Consider the following 23,823-nt stretch of genomic DNA (forward strand, 5'->3'; position numbering starts at 1 on the left):
CGATACCTGCGTTTTGTACTGGTAGATCGGATGGAGAACCACCCCAAAGATCGGCACGTGCTGGCGGCGGCGCTGCAAGGCAACGCAGATGTGCTGCTGACATTCAACCTCGAGGACTTCGAGGTCAGACCTATCGGCGACGGGTTCCCGGAGCTACTGCACCCGGACGCCTTTCTGCTGGATGTCTTGGATCTGGCACCCGGCCGAGTGATCAGGTTGCTCGACAGACAGGTTGCCGAGCACAAACGTCCACCGAAGCACATTCAAGGTCTACTCGACGTGCTCGACCGCTCCGGAGTTCCGGGCTTCGATGCCGAGGTGCGGCGCCACCTCGACTAACACCCTGGCGACTCAGTGGCTGAGGGCCGCCACGGCGAACATTGCGGCTACGCCGAAGGTCGAACGCGACCACGCCGAACATCACCCCCGCGGCCAACCGAAAACCAGGTGTTTGCGGTCGCCGATCCGCATGGCGACGAAACCGCCGAACAGCGTCGACAACACCGACACCAGGGACAACAGGATCGCCACGAGGTGCCTATTCGTCGGTGGATGCGGCTTCGGACTCGGCTTTCTTGCGCTTCTTTTTCTTCGGTGCCGACGAGTCGGCCTCTTCGGTGACTTCGTAGCGCCGCACATACGCGCCCGCGAATCCTTGCAGCGTGGCGGTGACAGGAATCGCGAGTAGGGCGCCGGTGGGCCCGAGTAACGCGGCGCCCGCGATCACCGCCCCGAAGGCCACCGCCGGATGCATGTCCAGGGTGGTCGCGGTGATGCGCGGTTGCAGAACGTAGTTCTCGAACTGCTGATAGGCGACGATGAACAGCAGGATCCACAGGGCGGTGATCGGGTCGTGCACCAGCGCGACCAGCACCGGGAGCGCACCGGCCATATACGTGCCGACGGTCGGGATGAACTGGGAGACAACGCCGACCCACAGCGCCAAGGCGAACGCCGAGGGTACATCGAGCACCCGCAGCGCGACATAGTGCGCGATCGCCGAGCACAGGGCGAGCAGGGCTCGCGAATAGATGTAGCCGCCGGTCTTCTCGACCGCGATATCCCAGGCCCGCAACACATGTTTCTGCTTCTTCGGCGGCAGCAGCGAACACACCCAGGTGCGGAAGCGTGGTCCGTCGGCCGCGAAGTAGAACGTGAACAGCAGCACTCCGAGCAGCTGGAACAGCGCGCCGATCGCGACCGTGCCGATGCCCCAGACGTTGCCGGCCAGGCCGACCAGATACTTCTCGATCGTGGAACTCCACTCCGAGGCGTACTTGGTCAGGTCGTCGCCCGAAACATCTTGGTGGAAGGTCGAATTGACCCAGTCGACCAGGTCCTGGACGTAATCGGGGGCGTTCGTCACCAGCATGGTCACCTGGTTGACCAGCAGCGCGCCCAGCGTCCACACGAACGCGACGATCACCACCAGCACCACCAGGAACACCGCACCGGTGCCCGCCCCGCGCCGAACACCGCGCGCGGCAAGCCAATTCACGGCGGGTTCGATCGCGAACGCCAGGAATATCGACACCAGCAGCACGGTCAGCAAGCCCTGCATCTTGGCGAGCACCCAGAACGCCGCGATCAACCCGGCTACCGCGAGCACGGCGTACAGCAACGCCCGCGGCAGCCAGCGCGGCGGTGTTCGCACCGACCAGAAGGCAGGCAGGGCACTCACGGCGGCGGGTTCAGCGGATTCGTCCTCGGCAACCACGAATCTCACGGTACCGAGGACGAGCGCCCGCGGCCCGTCGGCGCGCGTGCCGCGGACCCGCCTCGACTACACCGTGGCGGTGTCGATCACGAACCGGTACTGGACATCGCTGGCGACCACGCGGTCGTACGCGGAGTCGATCTCATCGGCGGAGATCAGTTCGATCTCGGCGCCGATCCCGTGCGAGGCACAGAAGTTCAGCATCTCCTGGGTCTGCGCGACACCGCCGATCATCGAACCGGCCAGTGACCGGCGGAAGCCGGCGAGGTGGCGCCCGGTGACGCTCATCGGGTTCTCCGGCAGGCCGAGGATGACGAGTGTGCCGTCGAGGGCGAGCAAGCGCAGGTAGTTGTCGATGGGCAGGTCGGCCGACACCGTGTTGATGATCAGGTCGAACTGACCGCGCAGCTGACGGAAGGTTTCCTTGTCGCTGGTGGCGTAGTAGTGGTCGGCTCCCATGCGCAGGCCGTCGTCGCGCTTGCGCAGCGACTGGCTCAGCACCGTGACCTCCGCGCCGAGCGCCGCGGCGATCTTCACCCCGACATGCCCGAGCCCGCCCATCCCGATGATCGCGACCTTCTTGCCCGGTCCCGCGTTCCAGTGCTTCAGCGGCGAATACAGCGTGATGCCCGCGCACAGCAGCGGCGCGGCGACATCGAGGCCGATACCTTCGGGAATCGCGACGACGAAGCTCTCGTCGACCACGATCTGCGTGGAGTAGCCACCCATCGTGTACCCGCCCGGCTGCGCGGATTCGGGGACGGGCGAGTTATAGGTCCAGGTGGAGCCATTGGTGCAGTACTGCTCCTCGCCCGCCAGACACGGCACGCACTTACCGCACGAGTTCACCAGGCAGCCGACGCCGACCCGGTCACCGATCTGGTACTTGCGCACCGACGAGCCGACCGCGGCCACGATGCCCGCGATCTCGTGGCCGGGCACGCACGGATACTGCGCACCGCCCCACTCGTCGCGCGCGGTGTGGATATCGGAGTGGCAGATACCGGCGTACTTGATGTCGATCAGGACATCGTCGGGACCGACTTCGCGACGTTCGATCGTGACCTTTTCGAAGGCCCCGTCGGGAGAGGGCTTGGCGTAGGCGGCAGCGGTGCTCATGGGTACATGCCTACAGTCGCATGCGTGCTTTGCCAAGTAGACCGTACCGACGGCGGTGTCTCGAGCCCGACCCGGCGAGTCGAGCCTCGTACCGCGTCCTTATCGAGACCGGGGGACCCGGAAAACGGGTCACAATGGACTGGTCGGCTCGCGAGAGAGGACATGTGCTGTGAAGCGTGTCGGACGAGTGCTGGTGACGATGCTGGTTGCGCTGCTCGGGGTCTGCGCCTTTCTCGGGTATCGCGGGGAGTTCGCCCTGGTCGAGCCGGAGTTCGTGGCGCAAGCGCAGGCGCCGGTGCCGGTGCCGCTCGACCCCGTGCTGGTCGCCGGGCAGGTGGAATCGGTACTGGTCAATATCGATGTCGACGCGGCCGGTTTCGGCGTCGGAGCGGCCGGGTCGGGGATCGTGCTCACCGCCGACGGGCAGATTCTGACCAGCCATCACGTGATCAAAGGGGCCGAGGCGCTGAGCGTCACCGATATCGCCAACGGGTTCGTCTACGAGGCGACCGTGCTCGGCTACGACTCGGGCGCCGATATCGCGCTGTTGTCGTTGGGTGGGGCAACAGGACTGCCGACCGCGCGGCTCGGCAGCTCCGCCGACCTGCGGATCAGCCAGGATGTGCTGGCTATCGGCGACGCGGGCGGCGACGGCGGCCTGCCCACCTCGGTCGCCGGTCCGATCACCGATCTGGACGCGACGATCGTCGCCATGAACTCCGCCGACCTGACCCGCAAAGCGCTCAACGGGATGGTGGAGATCGCCGCGCCGGTGATGGGCGGGCAGTCCGGCGGCGCGCTGGCCGACGCGTCGGGGGCGGTGGTCGGGGTGATCACGGCGGCGTCGGGCGAGGCCTCGAGGGCCGAGGGCAAACCGGCCAACGGGTACGCGGTCCCGATCGACACCGCCATGCGGATCGTGGCCCAGATCCGTTCGGGGACGCCGACCGAAACCGTCCATATCGGCCCGACCGCCACCCTCGGCGTGCAGGTCATCGATGCCAGACCGGCCGGTGCGCAGGTGAGTTGGGCCTTCTACGGCCAGCCCGCGCGCGAGGCCGGGATCAGCATCGGGGATGTGATCACCGCGGTCGACGGCGTCTCGATCACCACCGCGAAGGCCCTCAGCGCGGCCATCAACGTCCGCAAGCCCGCCGATCCGGTCCGACTCGATGTCACCTCGCCGGACGGCGCGACCCGGACCGTCGAGGTGGCGCTGGCCAAGGGAACACCCAACTAGCCGATCCGACGCGCTCGACCATCGAACCAGCACGCAGCGATCTCACCCGCTCCGGGCGATGTGCGCCGATCGTGCATCGGCGGATGCTGGTGTCGCGCGGTCCGACAACGGTCGCGCGCGATGCGGACGCCAGGACGAGGAGCGCACATGCCGGATCAGACCGTCCCCGAATTGACCGCCCATGCCTATCTGTACGGATTCCCCCTGGTCTTCAACCTCGATTCGATCGAGCGATTGCACCGCGAAGGCATCGGTGAGATCCCCGCGACGCCGTTCAACGACTTCGCCCATGCCCGCACGCTCGCCGACGCCTCGGCGACCTTCGTCTCGATCAACAATGACACCCTGTACTCGGTCGCCCTGATCGACCTTTCAGTCGGTCCAGTGACCTTCCACGTGCCGGACGCCGGCGATCGGTACTACGTCATGCAGTTCATCGACGCCTGGACCGACAACTTCGCCTACGTCGGCACCAGGGCCACCGGAAACCGCGTGGGCGACTACCTCCTCGTACCGCCGGGCTGGACCGGTACCGCCCCCGACGACACAACGGTTATCCATTTCCCCACCACTATCGGCGTGATCGCCGGTCGATGGGCCTGCGCCGGCGAGGACGACCTCCCCGCCGTGCACGCCTTGCAGGACGCGCTGACCTTGACAGCCGCCGACCGAGCCGCGCAGCCGACGGGACTTCCGTCGCCGGATCCGACGGTCGCCCCGGACCTGATGTTCCTCGAGAAGGTCCGCGTCTGGTCGCAGGCCTTTCCGCCCGCGAAGCGCGATCTCGCGCTCCAGGAATCGTTCGCGCAGATCGGCCTGACGACAGCGGGCGCCTCGCCCTACCTCACCCTCGACCCGGACCGAGCATCCGCGCTGCGCGCCGGACTGGGCGAGGGCCAGGAAGAACTGGGCAACGTGATAAAGAGCGGGGCGGGCGCCGGGGACAACGGCTGGCAGCTCACACTGCACCTGTTCGACTACAACATCGACTTCTTCGAGGTCGGCACGCGCGACGACGAGAACTTCAAGATCACCGACCCGACCCAGCGGATCATCGCTCGCGCCGTAGCCGCCAAGGCCGGACTCTGGGGCAACCACGCCTACGAGGCCGCCTACGCGATGATCTACACCGACAGCACCGGCCGGCAGTTGACCGGCGCGAACACCTACACCCTGCGCCTTGACCCCACCCCGCCGGTCAACGCCTTCTGGTCGGTCACCATGTACACGACCCCCGACTTCTACCTGTGCGCCAACCCGATCGACCGCTACTCGATCGGCGACCGCACCCCCGGCCTCGTCTACGACGACAACGGCGCCCTCACGATCACCATCAGCCACACCGAGCCCGCCGACCCCAAGGCCCGCGCGAACTGGCTTCCCGCCCCGGCCGGGGACTTCCGCCCCTGTCTGCGCATGTACGAGCCACAACCCCCAATCCTCGACCAGACCTACGCCCTCCCCCCGATCGCCAGAACCTGACCTATTCCTCGTCCTGCCTTGCCCGTTGGAGCACCTCGGCTTCGGTCGGTGGGCTGGCGGGGTGGTAGCTCAGGCACAGTGGGGTGGTGAGTTTTCGGAACGCCCGGCCCTCGGTAGCTCCGTAGAACTGGCCGGTTCTCAGACGGCCGATGTCGTCCAGGTTCCCACCCCAGCTGGCGGCGATGCTCTTGGCTGTTTGGATCTGGACCGCTGTGCCCAGCTTGCCGAAGAACTGGATCGCTGTGTTGCCGACGACCCTGCTGTCCAGCCCTTTTGGTGCCTGCGTGGCGTAGGCGATACCCAGTCCGTACTTTCTTGCCTGCGCCGCGAGCATCAGCGTGCTGGCGGAGGCCGGAGTGTGCTTGCCCGAGGGCGCGAGCATCTGTGCTTCGTCGAGTACGAGCAGCGCGCCGAGTGGCCGGTCGCCCGCCGGGTTGGTCTTGAAGTAGGTGAACAGGGCCACCTGTAGCTGGCTGACGAAAGTGGCGCGTTGGTCGGGGTCGGGTAGTCCGACGCAACTGACCACCGAGACTCGAGCCTTCTTGCCAGGTGCGGGGGTCAGCAGAACGCCGGGGTCGAGGGGTTCTCCGTCGCCACCGAACAGGGGGTCGTTGATCATGGAAACCGTGAGACCGTCCGCCATTTCGGCGGCGAGGTCCGCGGCGTTGCGCACGCGACTCACACCGTCGGGGAGGTCGGCGAGCAGGTCGATGAGGCCCGTCAGTTTCGTCTGTCCCGACCTGGCGAAATGGGTGAGCGTCTGCAACAGCACCGCGCGCGCCTTTTCCGACTTCGTCCGTGCGATGCCGGACCGCGTCAGCAGATCACCGGCGGCCACTTCCACTGCGGTCCGCAGTTCATCCGGGTCGTCGAGCACCGCCGCGAAATCCGGGAGCGGGTTCAGGATGAGGGGTCGCCCGGCCTGTCGACGCGGAGTCCACACGACCACATCGGTCTCGGCCAGGTACCGTGCGGCCTTCTCGGCATCGCCCGGCTGCCACGCCGACGGCGCTTCCTGCCACGCATCACCGAGCCGGGAAAGGTCGTTGTTCACGTCGAGGACGATCACCGAAACCCCGTGCAGTGCTACTTCTTCCACTAGCCGGCGGAGCAGCACTGTTTTGCCTGAGCCGCTGCTCGCGAACAGAACGAGATGCTTACGCAACAATTCCAGCGGAATGACGAATTCGCTGTTGTCGGCGAGCCCACGACCGAGCGTGACCGTCGGCCCAGAGGATTCGACCACCGCTGGGTTGACGGGCTCGACCCCGGAGTGACCATTGGCGTTGATCTCGTTCGAATCCGGCTGCACAACAGCGGATTCGGGAAGACTGCCGAACACCCGGCGGAACAACTGAGTCTTTCCAGCGGGCGCGCGCTCCACAAGCCAAGCGTCGAGTCCCGGCTTCGCCTCGGCGAGCATGTGCTGTAGCGCGGTGAATGTCCGGAGATCGTCCTGGGAAATGGGCAGCGTGCTTCCATCCGCCGACGCCAGATCATCCAGCATCGCGGCGGTTTTGGGCCCCTTCGAGAAGGGGATGTTGCGCAGAATCGTCAGATGCCGGTTGCCGTCGGACTCCTCGATGCCGGATTCGATGACCGCCGAGCGCATCCGGGACTGCACAGCCAGGTGGTGGGTGTGCCCGATCGCCCGGAAACTCCAGTGTTCCTGCTCTTCGAGGATGGGGTCGACCGTGCGGAGCAGGCGTGCGTGCAGCGCCCGCCCGGTGGCGGTCGCCGAGTCGATGCTCAGGTCGTCGCGATCGCGTTGCTCGAGGACGAAACACTGCAGGGCAGCCTTGAGCAGGGCAGCCATGATTTCGTCTTCTTCGGCCGGGTCGAGCGGCATGGTGGAATCGGCGGCTTCGCGTAGTTCGGCGAAGCGGTTGTCGAAACCACTCAGGTCCACCTGCGGCACCGGCACATTCGCCTCAGCACCGGCCCCGATAGCGGCGAAGTCGGCGAGTTCCCGAATCTGGCCTCGCTCCAGGCAATTCCGCACGTGCTCGGCGACGAGTTGCAGCAACCTGCGCGGCGTGTAGCGGGTCACGTCGGCCGCTTCGAAGGCGCGCGCGGCGATCGGCCAGGTCGGGTACGGCGGCGTGAAGTCGACCTCGTCGTACTGAACCGCCAGATGACCCGCGACAACCGCCGCCGCCACCGGGGCGCCGGGAAGCGCGGTGGCCAAGAACCGCTCGGCGAATCGGTCGGCGGATGAGGACAGCCCTTGCGTTTTCAGATAATCCCAGGTGGTGGGGATGCACGCGGCGATGATGATCGTGCGCACCGTCTCCTCCCGCAGCTTCATCAAGCTGTCCGCGAGGTTCGCCGCCTTCGCCCCACCCCTGTTGGCGGAATCGGCCATGACGGCATCGATCTGATCGAGCGCGATCACCACCGGCCCCGCCGCGCCGAACAACCTGATCAGATCCTGAAAGATCAACTGCGCATTGCTGTTTCCGCGCCGGAATCCCCACTCCCTGGCGACATCCTGATCGATCGGGTCACGCAGAATGAGAACGCTGTCGCCCACATCGCGCAGGGGACCGCCCGCGCGGAACAGCACCAGGGCCCGCAGTGTGTCTTGGCACTGGTAGGCCAATTGTGGTTCCGGAATGGACAAGTCGGCCAGAAACTGTTCGACGTCCTCGGGCTTGGGCCGCATCGGGCCGGCGATCCGCGCGGTGCGCTCGCGGTCGTAGCCGGCCCGCTCGGCGAGCGCGACCAGCATCCGGCGCAACTGCCCACCGTCGGCGTCGATCAACCGGTTCATCACCCCGTGAACGGCTCCGTCCCAGAACGATTCACCGTCGATCAGCTTCGGCATGAAGAAGAATCCACCGTGGTCCTGGACGTACTGCCGAATCCAGCCGAGCAAGTGCGTCTTCCCGACCCCGGGATCGCCGTTGAGAATGAACCCGGTCGGCGACATGTCCGGCCGATCCTTCGCCAGACCGATCGCCCTGGCGATCTCCGCCGACGCCTCGCGATGCAGCTCCACGACGTGATAACTCTGCGGCCGCCAGATCGAATCCGGGCCGAGTGCGGTGCTGAACTGCACCCGCGCGAGCGCGCGATATTCCAGCTCGTTCACCGCACCGCCTCAACGGTCAGCAGATGACGGGCAGTGCCGCCCAGCACGATCGCCGCCGCGTGATCGTCGTCGGTCAACGTCTTGCGGTCGGCCTCCGCCCGCACGTGCACACCGTCGCGATCGGCGAGCCGCACCATCGCGTCCGAGAAATCGGCGGGCGGGATGTGCGGCAACCTATTACGCAGTTCGGAGAGCCGGACCTGGTCCGGCTTGCCCTTGGTGAGCTCGGTGTATTTGCGGATGATCTGGCCTGCCACATCGGGTACGAAGACATCGGTGAGCAGTTGTCCGGTGGTCTCGAGATGCCGGTGGAGCCCGGCCAGCACCGCGTACAGGGCGCCCCCGAAGGAACCGGATTTCTCCGGGCGCGGGCGCGCGAGCTCCTCGGTGCACCACCGCGCACCCTGCTCGGTGAGTTCGTGCACGAGCGCACGACCGACCTTGACGCTGTCGACCAGCCCCAGCTTGTTGAGCCGCAGCCGGGGTTTGCCATCGAGTGTCACCCCGGCCACCGCGAACAGCTCGGCGTTGGTGAGTTCGCGTGCCTCTGCCAGCAGCGTCAGCAGCACTGCGAGTTCTCGTGGGCTCATCTGATCCGACAATGTTCGATCCGTTCTCTCACGATCCGTCGCCTTCGATGACGGTGAATCCGTTTTCGGAAACTTGCAGGTCACGTCTACCGTCGAAGGTTCCGGTAGCGCGAACGCTGGCTCCAGAGCTATGTGCCGCAATGGCTTTCGCGTACTCGTCGGCGGTGCGCAGCCGCACCGTGACGCGTCGTCGCCGTCCGGTGCTCGTCTCGTCGACAACGAGCACACCCCGCACGATCGCCTTCGGTCCGCCGTCGTTGTCCAGCCCGACGACGACCCCTTCGACCACTGCGGGCGACTCGGGTCCGGCCAGCACTTCTTGCCGGTCGGTCGGCAGCGGCGCCGAAGCCACCGCCTGGTCGAACAGGCCCGGCAACCGGGCAACCGTGGTGCTGGAGAACTCGACCGCCACATCAGGCCGCGGCACCTGGCGTGACCAGCGGAAGCTCAACTCGAATTGCCTCGGGTCGCGTTCCGCCGACCCGAGCGCGCTGAACAATTCGACGGTTTCGTACCGGATCTCATGCGCGATTCCGAACCGCTCTCCCTGTGCCGCGCCACGCACCGTGGCCGCGATATCGAGCATCCGAATCGCCGAGCCGCGCCCCAGCCGCGAGCCAGGGCCCGCGAGGAACACATCGAATCCGAAGACGTCGCGACGCGGTAGCAGCGTTGTGTCGTCGAGCAACTCGGCGACCGCACGCTCTCGCATCGACGACATCCTGATCTCGCTGCCCGCCACCTGGTATGCGCAGGTGACGAGCAACGAACGCAGGGCCGCCAGCGCGGTTGTTCCGGCCTCGAGCGAAACCTCACCGTCGCCCGCGCGATACCCGACGATATCGACGCCACCGGAAACGATGTCGCGCACAACGACTTCCGTCGACCGCTGCTCGGAATCGGCGACACACCGCACCAGCGCCCGCATACGTGCGGTGAGGTCGACGACCTCGCCGTCGGGCACCAGCACGTCGAACTCGCCGTGTGACCAGATCCGGCCATTGCGCCACTGCACCTGGGGCGTCCAGCCCTGGGCCTGGAGATACCCGATGACCTCATCGAGCCGGGGCGCGGCGACCATCGGCCCTACCTCGGCGATCCGGCGACGAGCGCGGCGAGTGCCTCGACATCGAGCACATTGCTCACCGGAATCGGCACCGACACCTTGCGCTTGGAGTTGTCGACAGCGAAGCGAACCCGGTCACGCAGTGAGAGGAAGTATCCCGCGTGACGAAGCATCAGCCCGCCGGTGACCGAGTCGGTGAACAGGTCGGCCACAACGGGCACGTGAACGGCGAAAAGGTAACGCGGAACGGCGAAATCGGTGCCGGCGAGCTGGTTGAACTGGGTGTGGCTGAGCCCGCCGAAGATGAGCTGTCCCTGCCGGTACTTCGGCCGCGACACGGTCTTGATCTGCACTTCGATCTGCGGGGAGAAGCCGAATCTGGTCCGCCCCGGCTGCTTGATCGTCAGGTCGACTCCGTCGACATCGAGATCATCGGTCGACCAGATGAGGCCGGCCGCCGAGGCGAGCACCCGGATGTAATCGTGCCCGAACTTCCCTTGATGGTGATGCGGATCGAGCACCGCGTCCCCCTCCCGACCCGACGGTACCGCCGCGAACTGTAGTCGCTGGCACCGAGATCCGCCGGGGTTCAGGCATTCTCATGTTTGAACCATGCCCACGCTGGGTAAAGGATCAGCCGACAACAAAGGGGCGCACCGAAAATCGGTGCGCCCCTTCGGCTTGTTCGCCTACTCCGCTGTCGCGGCCGCCTCCTGCGCGGCCAGCGCCCGCCGGCGAACCCGGCGAGCCGCTGCCACCATGTTCCGCAACGACGGCTCCAACTGCCAGTAGTGGCGCGTCTTGAGGCCGCCGTCGGGATTGGCCCACAACCGTTGCGGGGTCACTGCGTTCGCGGCCTGTGTGAGCAGCTCGTCGAACTCGTCGATGTCGGGGATGCGGGCCGAGCGGCTCTCGTACACGCCGGGGCCGACACCGTGGGTGAGGCCGTGGCCGGTGGAGAGGTCCTCGGTGAGCGCCTCGATGACCCATTCGATCGAGCGGGTGGCCACGATCGCGGTGACGTCGGCGTCGAGCTGGTCGATCGCGTCGACCACCTCGGTGCGACCGGAATAGCCGATGTGCGTGTGGATCTGGGTATCTGAGCGCACGCCTGAGGTGGCCAGCTTGAACGCGCCGACCGCCCAGCGCAGGTACTCCTCGCGTCCGCGCGGGCGGGCGGGGAGCAGCTCACGGATGGCGGGTTCGTCGACCTGGATGATCGCGATTCCGGCCTTCTCCAGGTCGACCACTTCGTCCCGAATGGCAAGCGCCACTTGGTCGGCGGTCTCGTAGAGCGGCTGATCCTGGCGAACGAACGAGCGCGCCAGCATCGTGACCGGCCCGGTGACCATGCCCTTGACCGGCTTGTCGGTCAGCGACTGCGCGTAGGTGGTCCACTCCACCGACATCGGCGCGGGCCGCGCCACATCGCCGTAGACGATCGGCGGCCGCACACAGCGCGAGCCGTACACCTGCACCCAGCCGAAACGGGTGGTGGCGAAACCGTCGAGCTGCTCGGCGAAGAACTGGATCATGTCGTTGCGCTCGTGCTCACCGTGCACGAAAACATCGAGGCCGATGTCTTCCTGCAGGCGGATCGTCGCCTCGATCTCGGCCTCGACCAGCTTGCGGTAGTCGTCGTCGGACAGCCGCCCCGAGGCCACCTCGTGGCGGGCCTGGCGCAGTTTGCCGCTCTGCGGGAACGAGCCGAGCGTGGTCGCGGGCACCAGCGGCAGGTTCAACCGCTCCTGCTGCGCGGCCGCGCGCACGTCGTAGGGCGCGCGTTCGCGCATCTCGGGGGTCACCGCGTACACCCGCTGGCGCACCGCGTGCTTCTGCTTGAAATGCACCTCGGTCGGCCGCTTGCGCCAGTTCTCCGACGGGCCCTCGGTGAGCGCCTTGGCGAGCGAGACGACCTCGCCCACCTTCTGTTTCGCGAAGGCGAGCCGATCGGCGACATTGCCTTCGATGTCGTACTCGGCGAGCACGTCGTAGGGCACGTGCAGCAGCGTGGTGCCGGTGGACACCACCAGATCCGGGCACACCTCGGCGATCGCGTTGAGGTAGTTGAGCGTGACGACCCGGTCGGCCCGCCACACATTGGTGCCGCTGATGACACCCGCGTAGATCCGCTTGCGCTTGATCCCGGGGATCTCGGCCAGTTCCTCCGCCGTCATCCGGTACGAGGCCAGATCCAGGCCGATCGCCTCGACATTGCTCGCGGCCAGAATCCGCAGCGCCTCACCGAAGTCGCCGTATTGCCCGGTGACCAGGATGCGCGGCCGCAGCGGCGCCTTCGCCAGCCGGTGGTAGGCCTTCTCGAACGCGGCCAGCTCGGCGGGCGTGCGCTCAGCGGTGAAGCAGGGTTCGTCGAGCTGCACGCAGGTCGACCCGCGCTTGGCGAGGATCTCGAACAGCTCTTCGTAGAACGGCAGCAGCTGATCGAGCAGGCTCAACGTGTCGAACTCGGTCTCGCCCGGCACATGCCCGGCCTTCGACAGCAGCAGCAGCGACACCGGGCCGAGCACCACCGGACGCAGCTCGATCCCGCGCGCGGCCGCCCGGTCCCACTCGTCGAGCAGGGCCTCTGGGTGCAGCGAGAACGTGGTGTCGGCGTCGAGTTCGGGCTGACGGTAGTGGTAGTTGGTGCCGAAGAAACGCACCAGCTCGAGCGGCGGGGTGTTCGGATTGCCGCGCGCCATCAGGAAGTAGAAGTCGAGCGGGTCGAGCCCGTCTTCGAACTCCTTGAATCGCGAGGGCACCGCGCCGAACAGCAGCGCGTTGTCGAGGATGTGATCGTAGAAGGAGAACGTGTTGCCCGGCACCTGCGTGAGTCCGGTCGCGGCCAGCTCGTTGAACTGACGCTCCTGGATATCGCGGCCTACCGCGCGCAGTTCCTCGCGTTCCATCGATCCGCGCCAGTAGGCCTCGAGCGCACGCTTGAGCTCTCGATGCGGACCGATCCTCGGGTATCCGAGAACGCTCGACCCGAATCCATCGGTGACGTTGACCATGACCGCCGATACTCCCTTTCGATCACACGCTGCGCTCGAGACCTAGCACCGGCCACGCGAGCGCGTCCGGCAACAGCAGCTTAAGCCGCAATAACGCCCCCGCGCCGCTCCCCCCGCAAACCCCGAGCACCTGAGCGCCTCTTGTAAGTCTTTTTAGGGGCCCGCCCTGATCTGGACTGACCGGAGGGTGCGACGAAGGAGTACCCGGAGGGAGGGAAGATCAGGGGCCCGAAGGGCCCCGCTCGAGCGCGCCAGCGCTCCAATAAACACAGCCACCAAACGACCCCGAGCGGGTGGTCCTGATGCGTCCCTACCGAACAGCCCGCATCCGGGCTGTCCAGTCCCTTACTTCCCGTACTGGTAGAACCCGGCTCCGGTCTTCTTACCGAGCAGCCCGGCCTCCACCATGCGCATCAGCAGCGGCGGGGCCGAGTAGAGCGGCTCCTTGAACTCGGAGTACATCGAGTCCGCGATCGACTTGACGGTGTCGAGCCCGACGAGGTCGGTCAGCGCCAGCGGGCCCATCGGGTGGGCACAGCCGAGCACCATCGCCTTGTCGACGTCGTCCTTGGTGGCGAAGCCCGACTCGACCATCCGGATGGCCGAGAGCAGGTACGGCACCAGCAGCGCGTTGACGACGAAACCGGAGCGGTCCGCCGATCGCACGATCTGCTTGCCGAGGATCTCGGCGGCGAACTGCTCGGCGCGCTTGGCGACCGGCTCGCTGGTCTTGAGCGTGGTGACCAGCTCGACCAGCGGCAGCACCGGCACCGGGTTGAAGAAGTGCAGACCGACCACGCGCTCAGGGTTCGCGGTGGCGACGGCGATCTTCATGATCGGGATGGAGGAGGTGTTGGAGGCGAGCACGGCGTTCGGGTCGGTGACGACCTTGTCCAGCTCGGCGAAGATGGCCGTCTTGACCTCTTCGTTCTCGACAACGGCCTCGACCACCAGCTGACGGTCGGCGAAGTCGCTGAGATCGGAGGTGAAGCGCAGCCGCCAGGCCGCCTGCTCCCGCTCGCGCTCGGTGATCTTGCCGCTGCTCACGCCACGGTCCAGCGAACGCAGGATCCGTGCGCGGCCCGCAGCGGCGAGTTCACGCGTGGTCTCGTAGACGAGGACGTCGACGTGCGCGCGTGCGCACACTTCGGCGATACCAGCGCCCATCTGTCCCGCGCCGATGATTCCGACGCGCTGAATCTTCTCGCTGCTGCTCACGTCCCGCTCCTGCTGTGTGTCTGGCTGTGGGGTGGCTGGGGAGGTCATAGCGACCAAAGTATAGGGATGCCCTCCCACGCCAGGGCTGTATGGCGTGGGAGGGCGTACACCCCTACCGGAGTAGAGGAAAGTAGCTGCTACTCAAAGCAACCCGAGGGGGATCAGTGGAACTGACCCTCTTCGGTGGAGCCCTTCAGAGCGGCGGTCGACGTGTTGGGGTCGACGGTGGTGGCGATGGTGTCGAAGTAGCCGGCACCGACCTCACGCTGGTGCTTGATGGCGGTGAAGCCACGCTCGGCAGCAGCCTTGAACTCGCGCTCCTGCAGGTCGACGAACGCGGTCATGCCCTCGCGAGCGTAGCCGTGCGCCAGGTCGAACATGCCGTAGTTGAGCGAGTGGAAGCCCGCCAGGGTGATGAACTGGAACTTGAAGCCCATCGCGCCGAGCTCACGCTGGAACTTCGCGATGGTCGCGTCGTCCAGGTGCGCCTTCCAGTTGAACGAAGGCGAGCAGTTGTAGGCCAGCAGCTGGTCCGGGAACTCGCTGCGAACCGACTCGGCGAACTTGCGCGCGACCTCGAGATCCGGGATACCGGTCTCCATCCAGATGAGGTCGGCGAAGGGGGCGTAGGCCTTGGCACGCGCGATGCAGGGCTCGATGCCGTTCTTCACACCGAAGAAGCCCTCGGCGGTACGGGTGCCGTCCAGGAACTCACGGTCGCGCTCGTCCACATCGGAGGTGATGAGGGTGGCGGCCTCGGCGTCGGTGCGGGCGATGATCACCGAAGGCACGTCGGCGACGTCGGCGGCCAGACGCGCGGAGGTCAGGGTGCGGATGTGCTGCTGGGTGGGGATCAGCACCTTGCCACCGAGGTGGCCGCACTTCTTCTCCGAGGCGAGCTGGTCTTCCCAGTGCACACCGGCGGCACCGGCCACGATCATGGCCTTCTGCAGCTCGTAGGCGTTCAGGGCGCCACCGAAGCCGGCCTCGGCGTCGGCCACGATCGGGGCCAGCCAGTTCTTGACCGACTCGTCGCCCTCGACCTTGGAGATCTCGTCGGCGCGCGAGAGCGCGTTGTTGATGCGACGCACGACCGCGGGAACCGAGTTCGCCGGGTACAGCGACTGGTCCGGGTAGGTGTGGCCGGACAGGTTGGCGTCACCGGCGACCTGCCAACCGGACAGGTAGATGGCCTTCAGGCCGGCGCGAACCTGCTGCACGGCCTGGTTGCCGGTGAGGGCGCCCAGCGAGTTGATGTAGTCCTCGTTGTTCACGAGGTCCCACAGGATCTCCGAACCGCGACGGGCGAGGGTGTGCTCCTCGACGACGTTGCCCTGCAGCTTGGAAACCTGCTCAGCGGAGTAGGTGCGGGTCAGGCCCTTCCAACGCGGGTTGGTGTCCCAATCCTGCTGGATTTCCGCTGCGGTCTTCGGGGTGCCGGGGAGAGACATCTCTTGACTCCACTTCCTCGTGTGGTCGGTGCTCCACGCTGTCGGTGTGTGAATCAACCGGTGGCTGAACGCTTTCGGTTGCACAACTCGTACTGCTGGAGCAATTTGCAGGCTTGCTAGGACTTACTAGGGCCCAAGGGGTGTACTTCCAAACAATGGCACACCCGGAAATGGCCGTCTACCTGTTGGTTGTGTGAATCTCAGCTAGTTTTGCCGACGCGTTTGCTAACTTTGCGAAATTAGCGGGCTGATTGCAAGCATCAGGCCTACCGGCGGGTAGTGCTGACCAGGAGTTTTAGCATAACGCTTGTACTGTTAGCGATCACCGGGTGGGCACGCTCCGACACTCCCGAGCCTTCCAGCGTGTGAGTCGTTTCACACACCACGCCGGACACGAATGGTGTGCGTGTCGTCACTCGATTCGGTCACGACGCACGCATCTGCCCCTTCGCCCCCAGAAATGGGTGCACCGCATGACGTGCGGGACACTCATCCACCGAGACGACAGGTCGCTCGGAAGTGGGCGCACCCTGGACGTTCGTCCACGAAAGACGAAAGAGTGGGTCCATGAGGATTTCGAGGATCGCGGCGACATCGCTGACCGTGCTGGCGGCGGCACTGAGCCTGGTGCCGGTGGCGAGCGCGCAACCGACCGAGGCGGCAGGCACCGTTGTCGGCGTCGAGTCACTGTCCGCCGCGGCGACCCTGCCCGGTTCCGCCCGTGCCGAGCGCCTGCTCTACCGGTCGACCACCGCGGGCGACCAGCCGACCACCACCAGCGCGGCCGTGTACTTCCCCGCGGGCGAGGCCCCACAGGGCGGCTGGCCGGTGATCGCGTGGGCGCACGGGACCGTCGGACTCGGCGACGACTGCGCCTACAGCGTGGCCGGGCCCGCCGCCGTCGAGCGCGACTGGGCTTACCTCGGCACCTGGTTGAGCCAGGGCTACGCGATCGTCGCCGCCGACTACGCGGGCCTGGGCGGACCCGGCGAACACCCCTACCTCAACGGCATCGCCGAAGCGCACAACGTGGTCGACGCGGTGAAGGCCGCGACCGAGCAGTACTCGTCCCTGTCGCACCGGTGGGCAGTGGTCGGCCAGTCCCAGGGCGCGGGCGCCGCGGTGTTCACCGCCCGCTTCGCCACCGAATTCGGCGGCCCCGCCCTGGATTACCGTGGCGGGGTAGGCACCGGTATCCCCGCTTACATCGAGGACGTCATCGGGCTCATCGGCCCCGGCATGCCCCCCATCGCCCTGAGCTCCCACCTCACCGCCTACGTCCTCTACATCCTCAGCGGCCTGCGCACCACCTACCCCGACCTGAACATCGACGGCCTGCTCACCGACACCGGCCGCACCTGGCTGACCCGCGCCCAAACCGCCTGCATCGGCCCCCTCGGAGACGAACTGGCCGCCGCGAAACCCTCCATCGGCAGCATGTTCGCCCGCCCCCTGTCCTCGCTCCCCGACACCAACCGCCTGCTCGCGCACTACATGGGCCTCCCCGAGTTCGGCTACGACCGCCCACTTTTCCTAGGCCAGGGCCTACAGGACACCGACGTGGTCACCCCCGAAACCCTTCGCTACGCCGCGGTCCTACAAGCCAACCGCCAGCCGATCACCTTCCACACCTACCCCACCGACCACAGCGGCACCGTCAACGCCTCCTTGGTCGACTCGGTCCCCTTCGTCAGCGCGCTATTCACCTGACCTGAGTACGAAACGGCCCCGCGCTACTCCAAGTAGCGCGGGGCCGTGGTGGTTTCGATGCCGTCGAGCGCTCATATCCCGTAGCGCTCAGCGCACACTCAACGCCGTCATCTTCATGACCAGGCAGTTTTCAGTGTAGCGGAGTGTTCGACTAGCGAATGCTCATGTCATCGAGCGTGGCCGCGGTCAGGATATTCGCCGACCATCCGCGCAACTGCTCGAGATCAGCACTGTCCACAATCGCAAGGATCTCACGGGGCACCGCACCGAACTTCAACGCGAGCTGATCAGCGAGCAACTCCCGCAACATCGCGACCCGCCCGCGCGCCTCCCCGCGAGCTTCCCCGCGCGCTTCCCCACGCGCTTCCCCACGCGCTTCCCCGATGGCTTCGCCCTCGGCCCGAAGCTGTTCAGCAGTCGTCACGAATGCCTCCTTTGCCTGCGGCCCGAGCTGGTCGATGAGCGGACGCAGCTCATCTGTCGACGTTTTGCTGACACTCACAATGTACGTGAGCACCGCGGTCAAGTCATCGATACTTATCTTGCGCAGATAAGGGAGCAGGGGCTCCAAATCGCGGCCGAGATGCTTGCTACGGGGCGCGGTCTTCAGCAAGACCTGCAACGTCACCACGGCGGGTGTGCTCGGACGGGCGTAGAGACCGTCCAGGTCAGCGCTGGTTATGTCATCGAGCAGGAACCGCAACCGCGGCAAGTACGGCGCCAAGACAGCTTTGCTCGCTTCGTCGATGTCGATCAGGTCCATCACCTCCAGCGGTGCGTCCCAGGGCTGCTGGCGCGAACTGGCGTGCATCACGAGCGGCACGACCGGGGGGACCGTTTCTGCGTCCGGGTTGTCACGCAAGTACTGATTCCAGATCGCGACGACGTAGTCGAGCATCCGCAACGCCATGAACCGGTCGCTGCTGGACTGGTGTTCGAGCAGGAAGTACAGGTACGCCTCGTGGCCATCGATGCGGGTTCGGAAGAGAAGGTCGCTGTAGGTCGCCCGTAGATGTTTCGATACGAAACTGCACGGCAGCAGCTCGAGCACGGTCCAGTCGACCCGGGCATCGAGCTCATCGGGCACCATCGGTCTTATCTGCGACGCGGCGTCGGCCGGATTGGTGAGCAAATGACGAACCAGCGAATCGTGTGGCTTCGAAGCCGAATCCCCCATAGCCACACGCTATCTCGCATGGTCAACTCATCAGACAGCGGCATCACCTTTGCGGTCGGTACCACGCGCGGCCAGAATTGTTGGCCGAGAGGGTCTATCGGGGCATGGCGATCGGGAGGTCGAGGAAGTGGGGATTCGACACCGGCGCCCTTGGGTGCTCGATACGGTTCAGTACAGCCCGTAGGTCATCAAGACCGGAGCAGCCGGATACCTTCCTTGCCGCAGCGGCCGAAACAGTACTGGCACTCGCCGTCGCGAGCACGACCGGATCGCTTGGAGAGCAGTCGGCGAAGCTCGGCCACCGTGTCGGCCGCGGCGGGCAAAATCACTGTGTTCGTGCAGGTTTCGACGCAACGTACGCCGACTCCGGGAACCATCGAGCAGATCGGGCCCCAACTATGGTGGCAGCGTGTCCGAGAAGTGGATGCCGATCTTCGGCAACAACAGGTCTGTCCCTATGCCCGCGATGCTGCTGTATGGCTCGATCACAATCCTCATCGCGATATGGCTTCCACTCTTCAAGATCGGGCGCCGCGGAAATTCGCCCTCCTATTCGCTGTGGGATCTACGCGAGTTCGGCGCTCCTGGCCTGCCCTTACTGGTTCTCGGTGCAGCCCTGCTGGTCGCCGCGGGTATCGTGGCGCACCTTCGCGCGCTGCCGAGCGCATGGCTGTCCAGCCTCGCAGTCGCCGAAACTCTCGGCATTCTGATGGCACTATCCATCGGATTCACGCTGTCTCTCGCAAAATTGAAGTATCCCGGCTCCGCTGACATCGGGTTTCTGCCGGGACTGCCCCTCCTTGCCGCTGGGCTGACCGCCACGCTCGCTGGCACCCGGCAGCAGCCGAGATCCGCAGGCTCGCCGACCTGAAACTGTTCAGGGACAGCAGCTGAGGTTCGAACTGTCACTCGACTGAGCGGCCAGCAAACCCGCTGTGTCAGTGCCAGTTTCGATGCTCGAGATCACATAGCGGGTACTGTCGCAGGCGTGAGAATCGTCAGATCAGCTGTCCTCGCCGCGTTCGTGCTGCTGCTCGCGCCTGCCTTCGCGCACGCCGACCCGCCGCCGATCTTCACCCAGGAAGAACAGTGCGACACCACCCGCACCCTGGTCGACAACGTGCGCGCCGCCAAACCTGATGCGACGCCGGAAGAGATCGCGGACATTTTCGTCAACTACATGGACTCGATGGGCGCCTACAACCGCGTCCCCCAGGCCAAGGAATCTGACCGCCAGATCACCCTGAGCAACATCGAACGCTGCGGGCTCGCCTAGGCAGATCAGTGCACACCGAAGGCCGCCATCGCGGTCGCCATCTTCATGACCAGGCGGTTTTCGGTATTGCGAACCGGGGTGAACCCGAACCGGGAATAGAAGGCTGCGGCAGGCTCGCCGATCGCATCGACAACGATGAGGCGACCACCGGTGGTCTGCGCTGCTCCCATGATTTTGGTGACCGCGTCGACGAGCAGCTGCTCACCCAAGCCCTGCCGGTGCAGCCGCTGGTCGAGGGCGAACTTCGCCAGCAAGAAGGCCGGCACGATTTTCAGCCCGGATGACAGCGACTGAGATAGGCCGTCCACGTCGCGTTCCAGCTGGGTGGGCGCGATCGAGTAATAGGCGCGCACGGTCGGATCGTCGGCGGTGACCCAGACGTAGGTGCGGCTTGTCCAGCGCTGTTCAGCCTGCAAAGCCATCCGCTGTAGCCAATTGTCGAGCACTGGCTTTCCGCAGTCGAACTCGCTGAGTTTGTGGTCGACGGAGATCGCCGTCGAGATCCAACTAACCGGCGGACCACTGTACGGACAATGTACGGAATATATCAGTGAATTGAACTGGCTCAGTGCCCGAGAAGCTGTTCAGCAGTCGTCACGAGCGCCCCGAACTGGTCGATAAGCGGACGCGGTTCGGTGTTTGCAGACACTCATAATTCCAAGACATCCAACGGGACGTCCCAGGCTCCAAAGGTCAATCGGCACCCGATTTCATGTCATTGCTACATGATATCGTGTAGCAATGACACGGGTTCGACCGATCCTGGCGCCCATTCTGCGCAATGAGACGCAAGCACGGCTGCTTGCGGCCCTCCTCTTGCGCCCTGGTCGTGAAGCGAGCATCGCCGAACTCGCCAGGGAGGTCGGGGCCGACGCAGGGAACCTGCAAAAAGAGGCGGTGCGGTTGATCGAGGCCGATATCCTCGCCGATCGCAGAATCGGCCGAACCAGACTGCTTCGGGCAACCGATAGCCCGCTCGCGAAACCCTTGGCCGATTTGCTACAGCTCGGGTATGGCCCTAAACCGGTGATCGAGGACGCACTACGCGCCATCCCCGGCATCGAGGCGGCCTATGTCGGCGGGTCTTGGGCCGCCCGCTACCTCGGCGTCAACGGGCCGTTCCCTCGTGACATCGACGTAATCATCATCGGCACACCCAACCGCGACGATGTGAGCGAGGCCGTCGTCTCGGCCCTTCGACCACTCGGACGCGACAGCCAAGTGATCTTCCGAAGTCGGACAGCCTGGGAAGATGCTGACGACGCATTCACTCGAACGGCCAAAGCAAGTCCCCTGGTAGAACTCGATCTACGAGACGAGGCGTCATGAGCTGGCCGACCGGTATCGAAACGATCAGGCAACTGATCTCCACAGGGAGCCTCCAAAAGGTCTCACCATCGTTGGACGCGGCGGCAGCCCCCGAGCGAGGCCTTCCGCTCGTACGCCAGACTCCGGAGAACCCGGAATCAGGTTGAATACGATGATATTTCGATGATCACCGCGGCGGACGTCGTGGCCGACATCGGATCAGTTCGGGCCATGCATTCGATGGCGAGCCTGCTACTTCCACAGCTGTCCGTATTCACCGACGGATAACGCCTGCCGGGTGGACCTTGCGCCAGTGTTCGGCGATGTCGATGCGGCGGGTTATCCACACCCGGTCGTGGGATTGGACGTGGTCGAGGAAGCGTTCCAGGGCCGCGGTGCGGGCGGGGCGGCCCGCTATGCGGCAGTGCAGGCCTACCGACAGCATTTTCGGGGCGCCTTCGGCGCCTTCTCGGTAGAGCACGTCGAAGGCGTCGCGCAGGTGGGCGTAGAACTCGTCGCCGTTGGCGAAGCCGGCCGGGGAGGAGAAGCGCATGTCGTTGGTGTCGAGGGTGTACGGAACCACCAGGTGGTGCTGGCCGCGCACCTCGGTCCAGTAGGGGAGGTCGTCGGCGTAGGAGTCGGAGTCGTAGACGAAACCGCCCTGTTCGACGACCAATTCGCGGGTGTTCGGGGAGTCGCGGCCGGTGTACCAGCCGAGGGGGGCCGCGCCGGTGAGATCGGTGAGGATGCGGATCGCTTCGGCCATATCGGCGCGTTCGATATCGCGATCGATCAGCTGATAGGACTTCCACTGCAGTCCGTGGCAGGCGATTTCGTGCCCGAGTTCGGAAAAGGCCGCCACCGCTTCGGGATTGCGCTGCATGGCCCGCGCCACCGCGAAGACGGTGAGCGGTAGGCCGCGCCGTTCGAAGGCGCGCAGCACCCGCCACAGCCCCGCACGCGAACCGTATTCGTAGAGCGATTCCATGCTCATGTGCCGGTTCGGAAAAGCATCGGCGGGTGTCATCTCGGAGAGGAAGGTCTCCGAATGCGGCGAACCGTCGAGGACGTTGTTCTCCCCGCCCTCTTCATAATTCAGCACGAACTGCACGGCGATATGCGCATCGTCGGGCCACCGCGGATCGGGCGGGTTCGGCCCGTAACCGACGAAATCGCGAATATCGCTCATGCTGTCTCCTCTACACGTGCTCGGGCGCCCGCCGTGGTGCCGTGCGCCGCCGGGCGCTGACCGCTCACGCGGAGAGCTCCCCGTACAGGCGCAGCCGGGCGAGACCACCGTCGGGATAGATATCGAGACGCACCTCCACGACCGAGGCGGCCGCGGGCTGTAGCGCGAATCGGTGGCGGGTGTCGGGCAGCAGATCGGTGCGCGGCAGCAGCTCGACTTCTGTTCCGTCGCTGGTGAATCCGGTGAGCGAGGCCGCGCCGGGACTGTTGCCGAGGAAGCAGGAGGTGTCGATCTCGGCCAGCCGGATCGACCCCGGTCCGGCGAGTTCGATTCGCACCCAGTCGTTTCCGTCGTCGCGGCGACGCGCGGTCTCCCAGCCGTCGCCCATTTCCCTGGCCAGGCCGGGGTAGAGCAGCTGGTTGGGCGAGCTGTAGAAGCGGTTGGAGCAGTCGAGCACGATGGCGCCGTTCTCCAGTGCGCCGAGGTCGAGCGGGCCGAGGCCGAGCAGCGCGGTATCGGGGCGACCTTCGCCGTGCACGCGCAGGCGGGCAACGCCGCCATCGGGATGCATGGTGAGTTTCACATGGGTCCACCGGTTCTCGTCGCCGACGGCGAACGGATTGCGGCTGTCACCACCGACCTTCACGCGGTCGAGCAGGGTCACCCAGTCGGTGCGGGCGGCGATCTCCTCGGCGGGCGGGTAGCCCTCGATCGCCAGCGCCGACAGCGACACCTCGGGCGGATAGTTGCCCTTGAACCAGGCGGTGTCGACCACGACGCCACGGATCACGCCGGGCACACCGAGCCGCACGATGGCCGAATCGTCACCCGGTTTACCGCGGTGCCTTCGGGTCTCCCAGCCGTCGTAGACCTGACCCTTGTGCCCGAACGTCGCCGGCTGGTATTCCGACGGACTCGGGCTGACGAGGTTCTCCTTCTCCGCGAAGAATTCGTCGTTGGCCCAGATCACCGAACCGCCCAGGGTGCGGACGGCCAGATCCGGTAGCAGGGTGAAATCGTCGCCGCCGGTGAATCGGCTCATGGATGCCTCCTGGGGTCGGGCGCCCACGATCGAAGCCGTGCGGGGCACCTCGTCTGAAATTACTGCGCCGGATGCGCGACACCGCGCTCTCATCGACTGGGTGGCGCCTCCTTCGATATTACTGGTATAC

General features: G+C 65.8%; 20 protein-coding genes. 7 read left to right on the forward strand and 13 right to left on the reverse strand.

What is annotated here, in order from left to right; all coding sequences use genetic code 11:
• Positions 1-30: 30 nt before the first annotated feature.
• The gene (locus ACFXKN_RS13910; RefSeq protein WP_378941574.1) at positions 31-339 is read left to right on the forward strand and encodes a hypothetical protein; all 309 of its coding nucleotides are present in this window, start codon (positions 31-33) and stop codon (positions 337-339) included.
• A gap of 199 nt (positions 340-538) precedes the next feature.
• On the opposite strand, the gene ACFXKN_RS13915 is transcribed toward ACFXKN_RS13910, so the two are convergent.
• Together ACFXKN_RS13915 and ACFXKN_RS13920 are read right to left on the reverse strand one after the other, a co-directional pair.
• Positions 539-1,717 (reverse strand): AI-2E family transporter, encoded by a 1,179-nt coding sequence (locus ACFXKN_RS13915; RefSeq protein ID WP_379433069.1) that lies wholly within the window; start codon positions 1,715-1,717, stop codon positions 539-541.
• Between the two features lie 66 nt (positions 1,718-1,783).
• A complete protein-coding gene (locus ACFXKN_RS13920; RefSeq protein ID WP_379433070.1) occupies positions 1,784-2,836 on the reverse strand; it encodes an NAD(P)-dependent alcohol dehydrogenase in 1,053 nt (350 codons plus the stop codon).
• A 169-nt stretch (positions 2,837-3,005) separates the two neighbouring features.
• On the opposite strand from ACFXKN_RS13920, the gene ACFXKN_RS13925 reads away from it, so the two are divergent.
• Together ACFXKN_RS13925 and ACFXKN_RS13930 are read left to right on the forward strand one after the other, a co-directional pair.
• The gene (locus ACFXKN_RS13925; protein WP_379433071.1) at positions 3,006-4,076 is read left to right on the forward strand and encodes a S1C family serine protease; all 1,071 of its coding nucleotides are present in this window, start codon (positions 3,006-3,008) and stop codon (positions 4,074-4,076) included.
• Positions 4,077-4,223: 147 nt separating this feature from the next.
• Positions 4,224-5,558 (forward strand): DUF1254 domain-containing protein, encoded by a 1,335-nt coding sequence (locus ACFXKN_RS13930; protein ID WP_379433072.1) that lies wholly within the window; start codon positions 4,224-4,226, stop codon positions 5,556-5,558.
• 1 nt (position 5,559) lies between these two features.
• Here ACFXKN_RS13930 and ACFXKN_RS13935 read toward each other — a convergent pair whose 3' ends face one another.
• From ACFXKN_RS13935 to aceA, 7 genes are all read right to left on the reverse strand, one after another.
• Complete coding sequence (locus ACFXKN_RS13935; protein ID WP_379433073.1) at positions 5,560-8,652, reverse strand: ATP-binding protein; 3,093 nt, start codon at positions 8,650-8,652, stop codon at positions 5,560-5,562.
• Positions 8,649-9,242, reverse strand: a complete 594-nt coding sequence (locus ACFXKN_RS13940; RefSeq protein WP_378941615.1) for a hypothetical protein — start codon at positions 9,240-9,242, stop codon at positions 8,649-8,651. The genes ACFXKN_RS13935 and ACFXKN_RS13940 overlap by 4 nt, the downstream gene beginning before the upstream one ends.
• A 28-nt stretch (positions 9,243-9,270) precedes the next feature.
• The gene (locus tag ACFXKN_RS13945) at positions 9,271-10,323 is read right to left on the reverse strand and encodes a hypothetical protein (protein ID WP_379433074.1); all 1,053 of its coding nucleotides are present in this window, start codon (positions 10,321-10,323) and stop codon (positions 9,271-9,273) included.
• Between the two features lie 5 nt (positions 10,324-10,328).
• The gene (locus ACFXKN_RS13950; RefSeq protein ID WP_379433075.1) at positions 10,329-10,829 is read right to left on the reverse strand and encodes a DUF4365 domain-containing protein; all 501 of its coding nucleotides are present in this window, start codon (positions 10,827-10,829) and stop codon (positions 10,329-10,331) included.
• Between the two features lie 168 nt (positions 10,830-10,997).
• Complete coding sequence (gene metE, locus ACFXKN_RS13955) at positions 10,998-13,322, reverse strand: 5-methyltetrahydropteroyltriglutamate--homocysteine S-methyltransferase (protein ID WP_379433076.1); 2,325 nt, start codon at positions 13,320-13,322, stop codon at positions 10,998-11,000.
• Between the two features lie 345 nt (positions 13,323-13,667).
• Complete coding sequence (locus tag ACFXKN_RS13960; protein WP_255284589.1) at positions 13,668-14,540, reverse strand: 3-hydroxybutyryl-CoA dehydrogenase; 873 nt, start codon at positions 14,538-14,540, stop codon at positions 13,668-13,670.
• Positions 14,541-14,701: 161 nt separating this feature from the next.
• Positions 14,702-15,991 (reverse strand): isocitrate lyase, encoded by a 1,290-nt coding sequence (aceA, locus tag ACFXKN_RS13965; protein WP_067450000.1) that lies wholly within the window; start codon positions 15,989-15,991, stop codon positions 14,702-14,704.
• 567 nt (positions 15,992-16,558) lie between these two features.
• Between aceA and ACFXKN_RS13970 the strand changes: the two genes are divergently transcribed.
• A complete protein-coding gene (locus ACFXKN_RS13970; protein WP_379433077.1) occupies positions 16,559-17,701 on the forward strand; it encodes an alpha/beta hydrolase family protein in 1,143 nt (380 codons plus the stop codon).
• 151 nt (positions 17,702-17,852) lie between these two features.
• Here ACFXKN_RS13970 and ACFXKN_RS13975 read toward each other — a convergent pair whose 3' ends face one another.
• Complete coding sequence (locus tag ACFXKN_RS13975; RefSeq protein ID WP_378941644.1) at positions 17,853-18,878, reverse strand: Rpn family recombination-promoting nuclease/putative transposase; 1,026 nt, start codon at positions 18,876-18,878, stop codon at positions 17,853-17,855.
• A 409-nt stretch (positions 18,879-19,287) separates the two neighbouring features.
• On the opposite strand from ACFXKN_RS13975, the gene ACFXKN_RS13980 reads away from it, so the two are divergent.
• Positions 19,288-19,749: a hypothetical protein gene (locus ACFXKN_RS13980; protein ID WP_379433078.1), complete on the forward strand. Its 462-nt coding sequence runs from the start codon at positions 19,288-19,290 to the stop codon at positions 19,747-19,749.
• Positions 19,750-19,866: 117 nt separating this feature from the next.
• Positions 19,867-20,154 carry a hypothetical protein gene (locus tag ACFXKN_RS13985; RefSeq protein WP_378941653.1) on the forward strand — a complete coding sequence of 96 codons (288 nt, stop codon included), beginning with the start codon at positions 19,867-19,869 and terminating at the stop codon, positions 20,152-20,154.
• A 5-nt stretch (positions 20,155-20,159) separates the two neighbouring features.
• Here the strand turns inward: ACFXKN_RS13985 and ACFXKN_RS13990 are convergent, their stop codons facing one another.
• Complete coding sequence (locus tag ACFXKN_RS13990) at positions 20,160-20,576, reverse strand: N-acetyltransferase (protein WP_379433079.1); 417 nt, start codon at positions 20,574-20,576, stop codon at positions 20,160-20,162.
• Positions 20,577-20,895: 319 nt separating this feature from the next.
• Here ACFXKN_RS13990 and ACFXKN_RS13995 point away from each other — a divergent pair, with 319 nt between their 5' ends.
• The gene (locus ACFXKN_RS13995; RefSeq protein WP_379433080.1) at positions 20,896-21,483 is read left to right on the forward strand and encodes an ArsR family transcriptional regulator; all 588 of its coding nucleotides are present in this window, start codon (positions 20,896-20,898) and stop codon (positions 21,481-21,483) included.
• A gap of 253 nt (positions 21,484-21,736) precedes the next feature.
• Here ACFXKN_RS13995 and puuE read toward each other — a convergent pair whose 3' ends face one another.
• On the reverse strand, positions 21,737-22,651 hold the full coding sequence (gene puuE, locus ACFXKN_RS14000) for an allantoinase PuuE (protein WP_379433081.1): 915 nt from the start codon (positions 22,649-22,651) through the stop codon (positions 21,737-21,739).
• A 64-nt stretch (positions 22,652-22,715) separates the two neighbouring features.
• Entirely contained in the window at positions 22,716-23,693 is a 978-nt protein-coding gene (alc, locus tag ACFXKN_RS14005; RefSeq protein ID WP_379433082.1) for an allantoicase, read from the reverse strand.
• Positions 23,694-23,823: the final 130 nt, after the last annotated feature.

It is taken from the genome of Nocardia sp. NPDC059195 (assembly GCF_042754695.1).
Lineage (GTDB): Bacteria > Actinomycetota > Actinomycetes > Mycobacteriales > Mycobacteriaceae > Nocardia.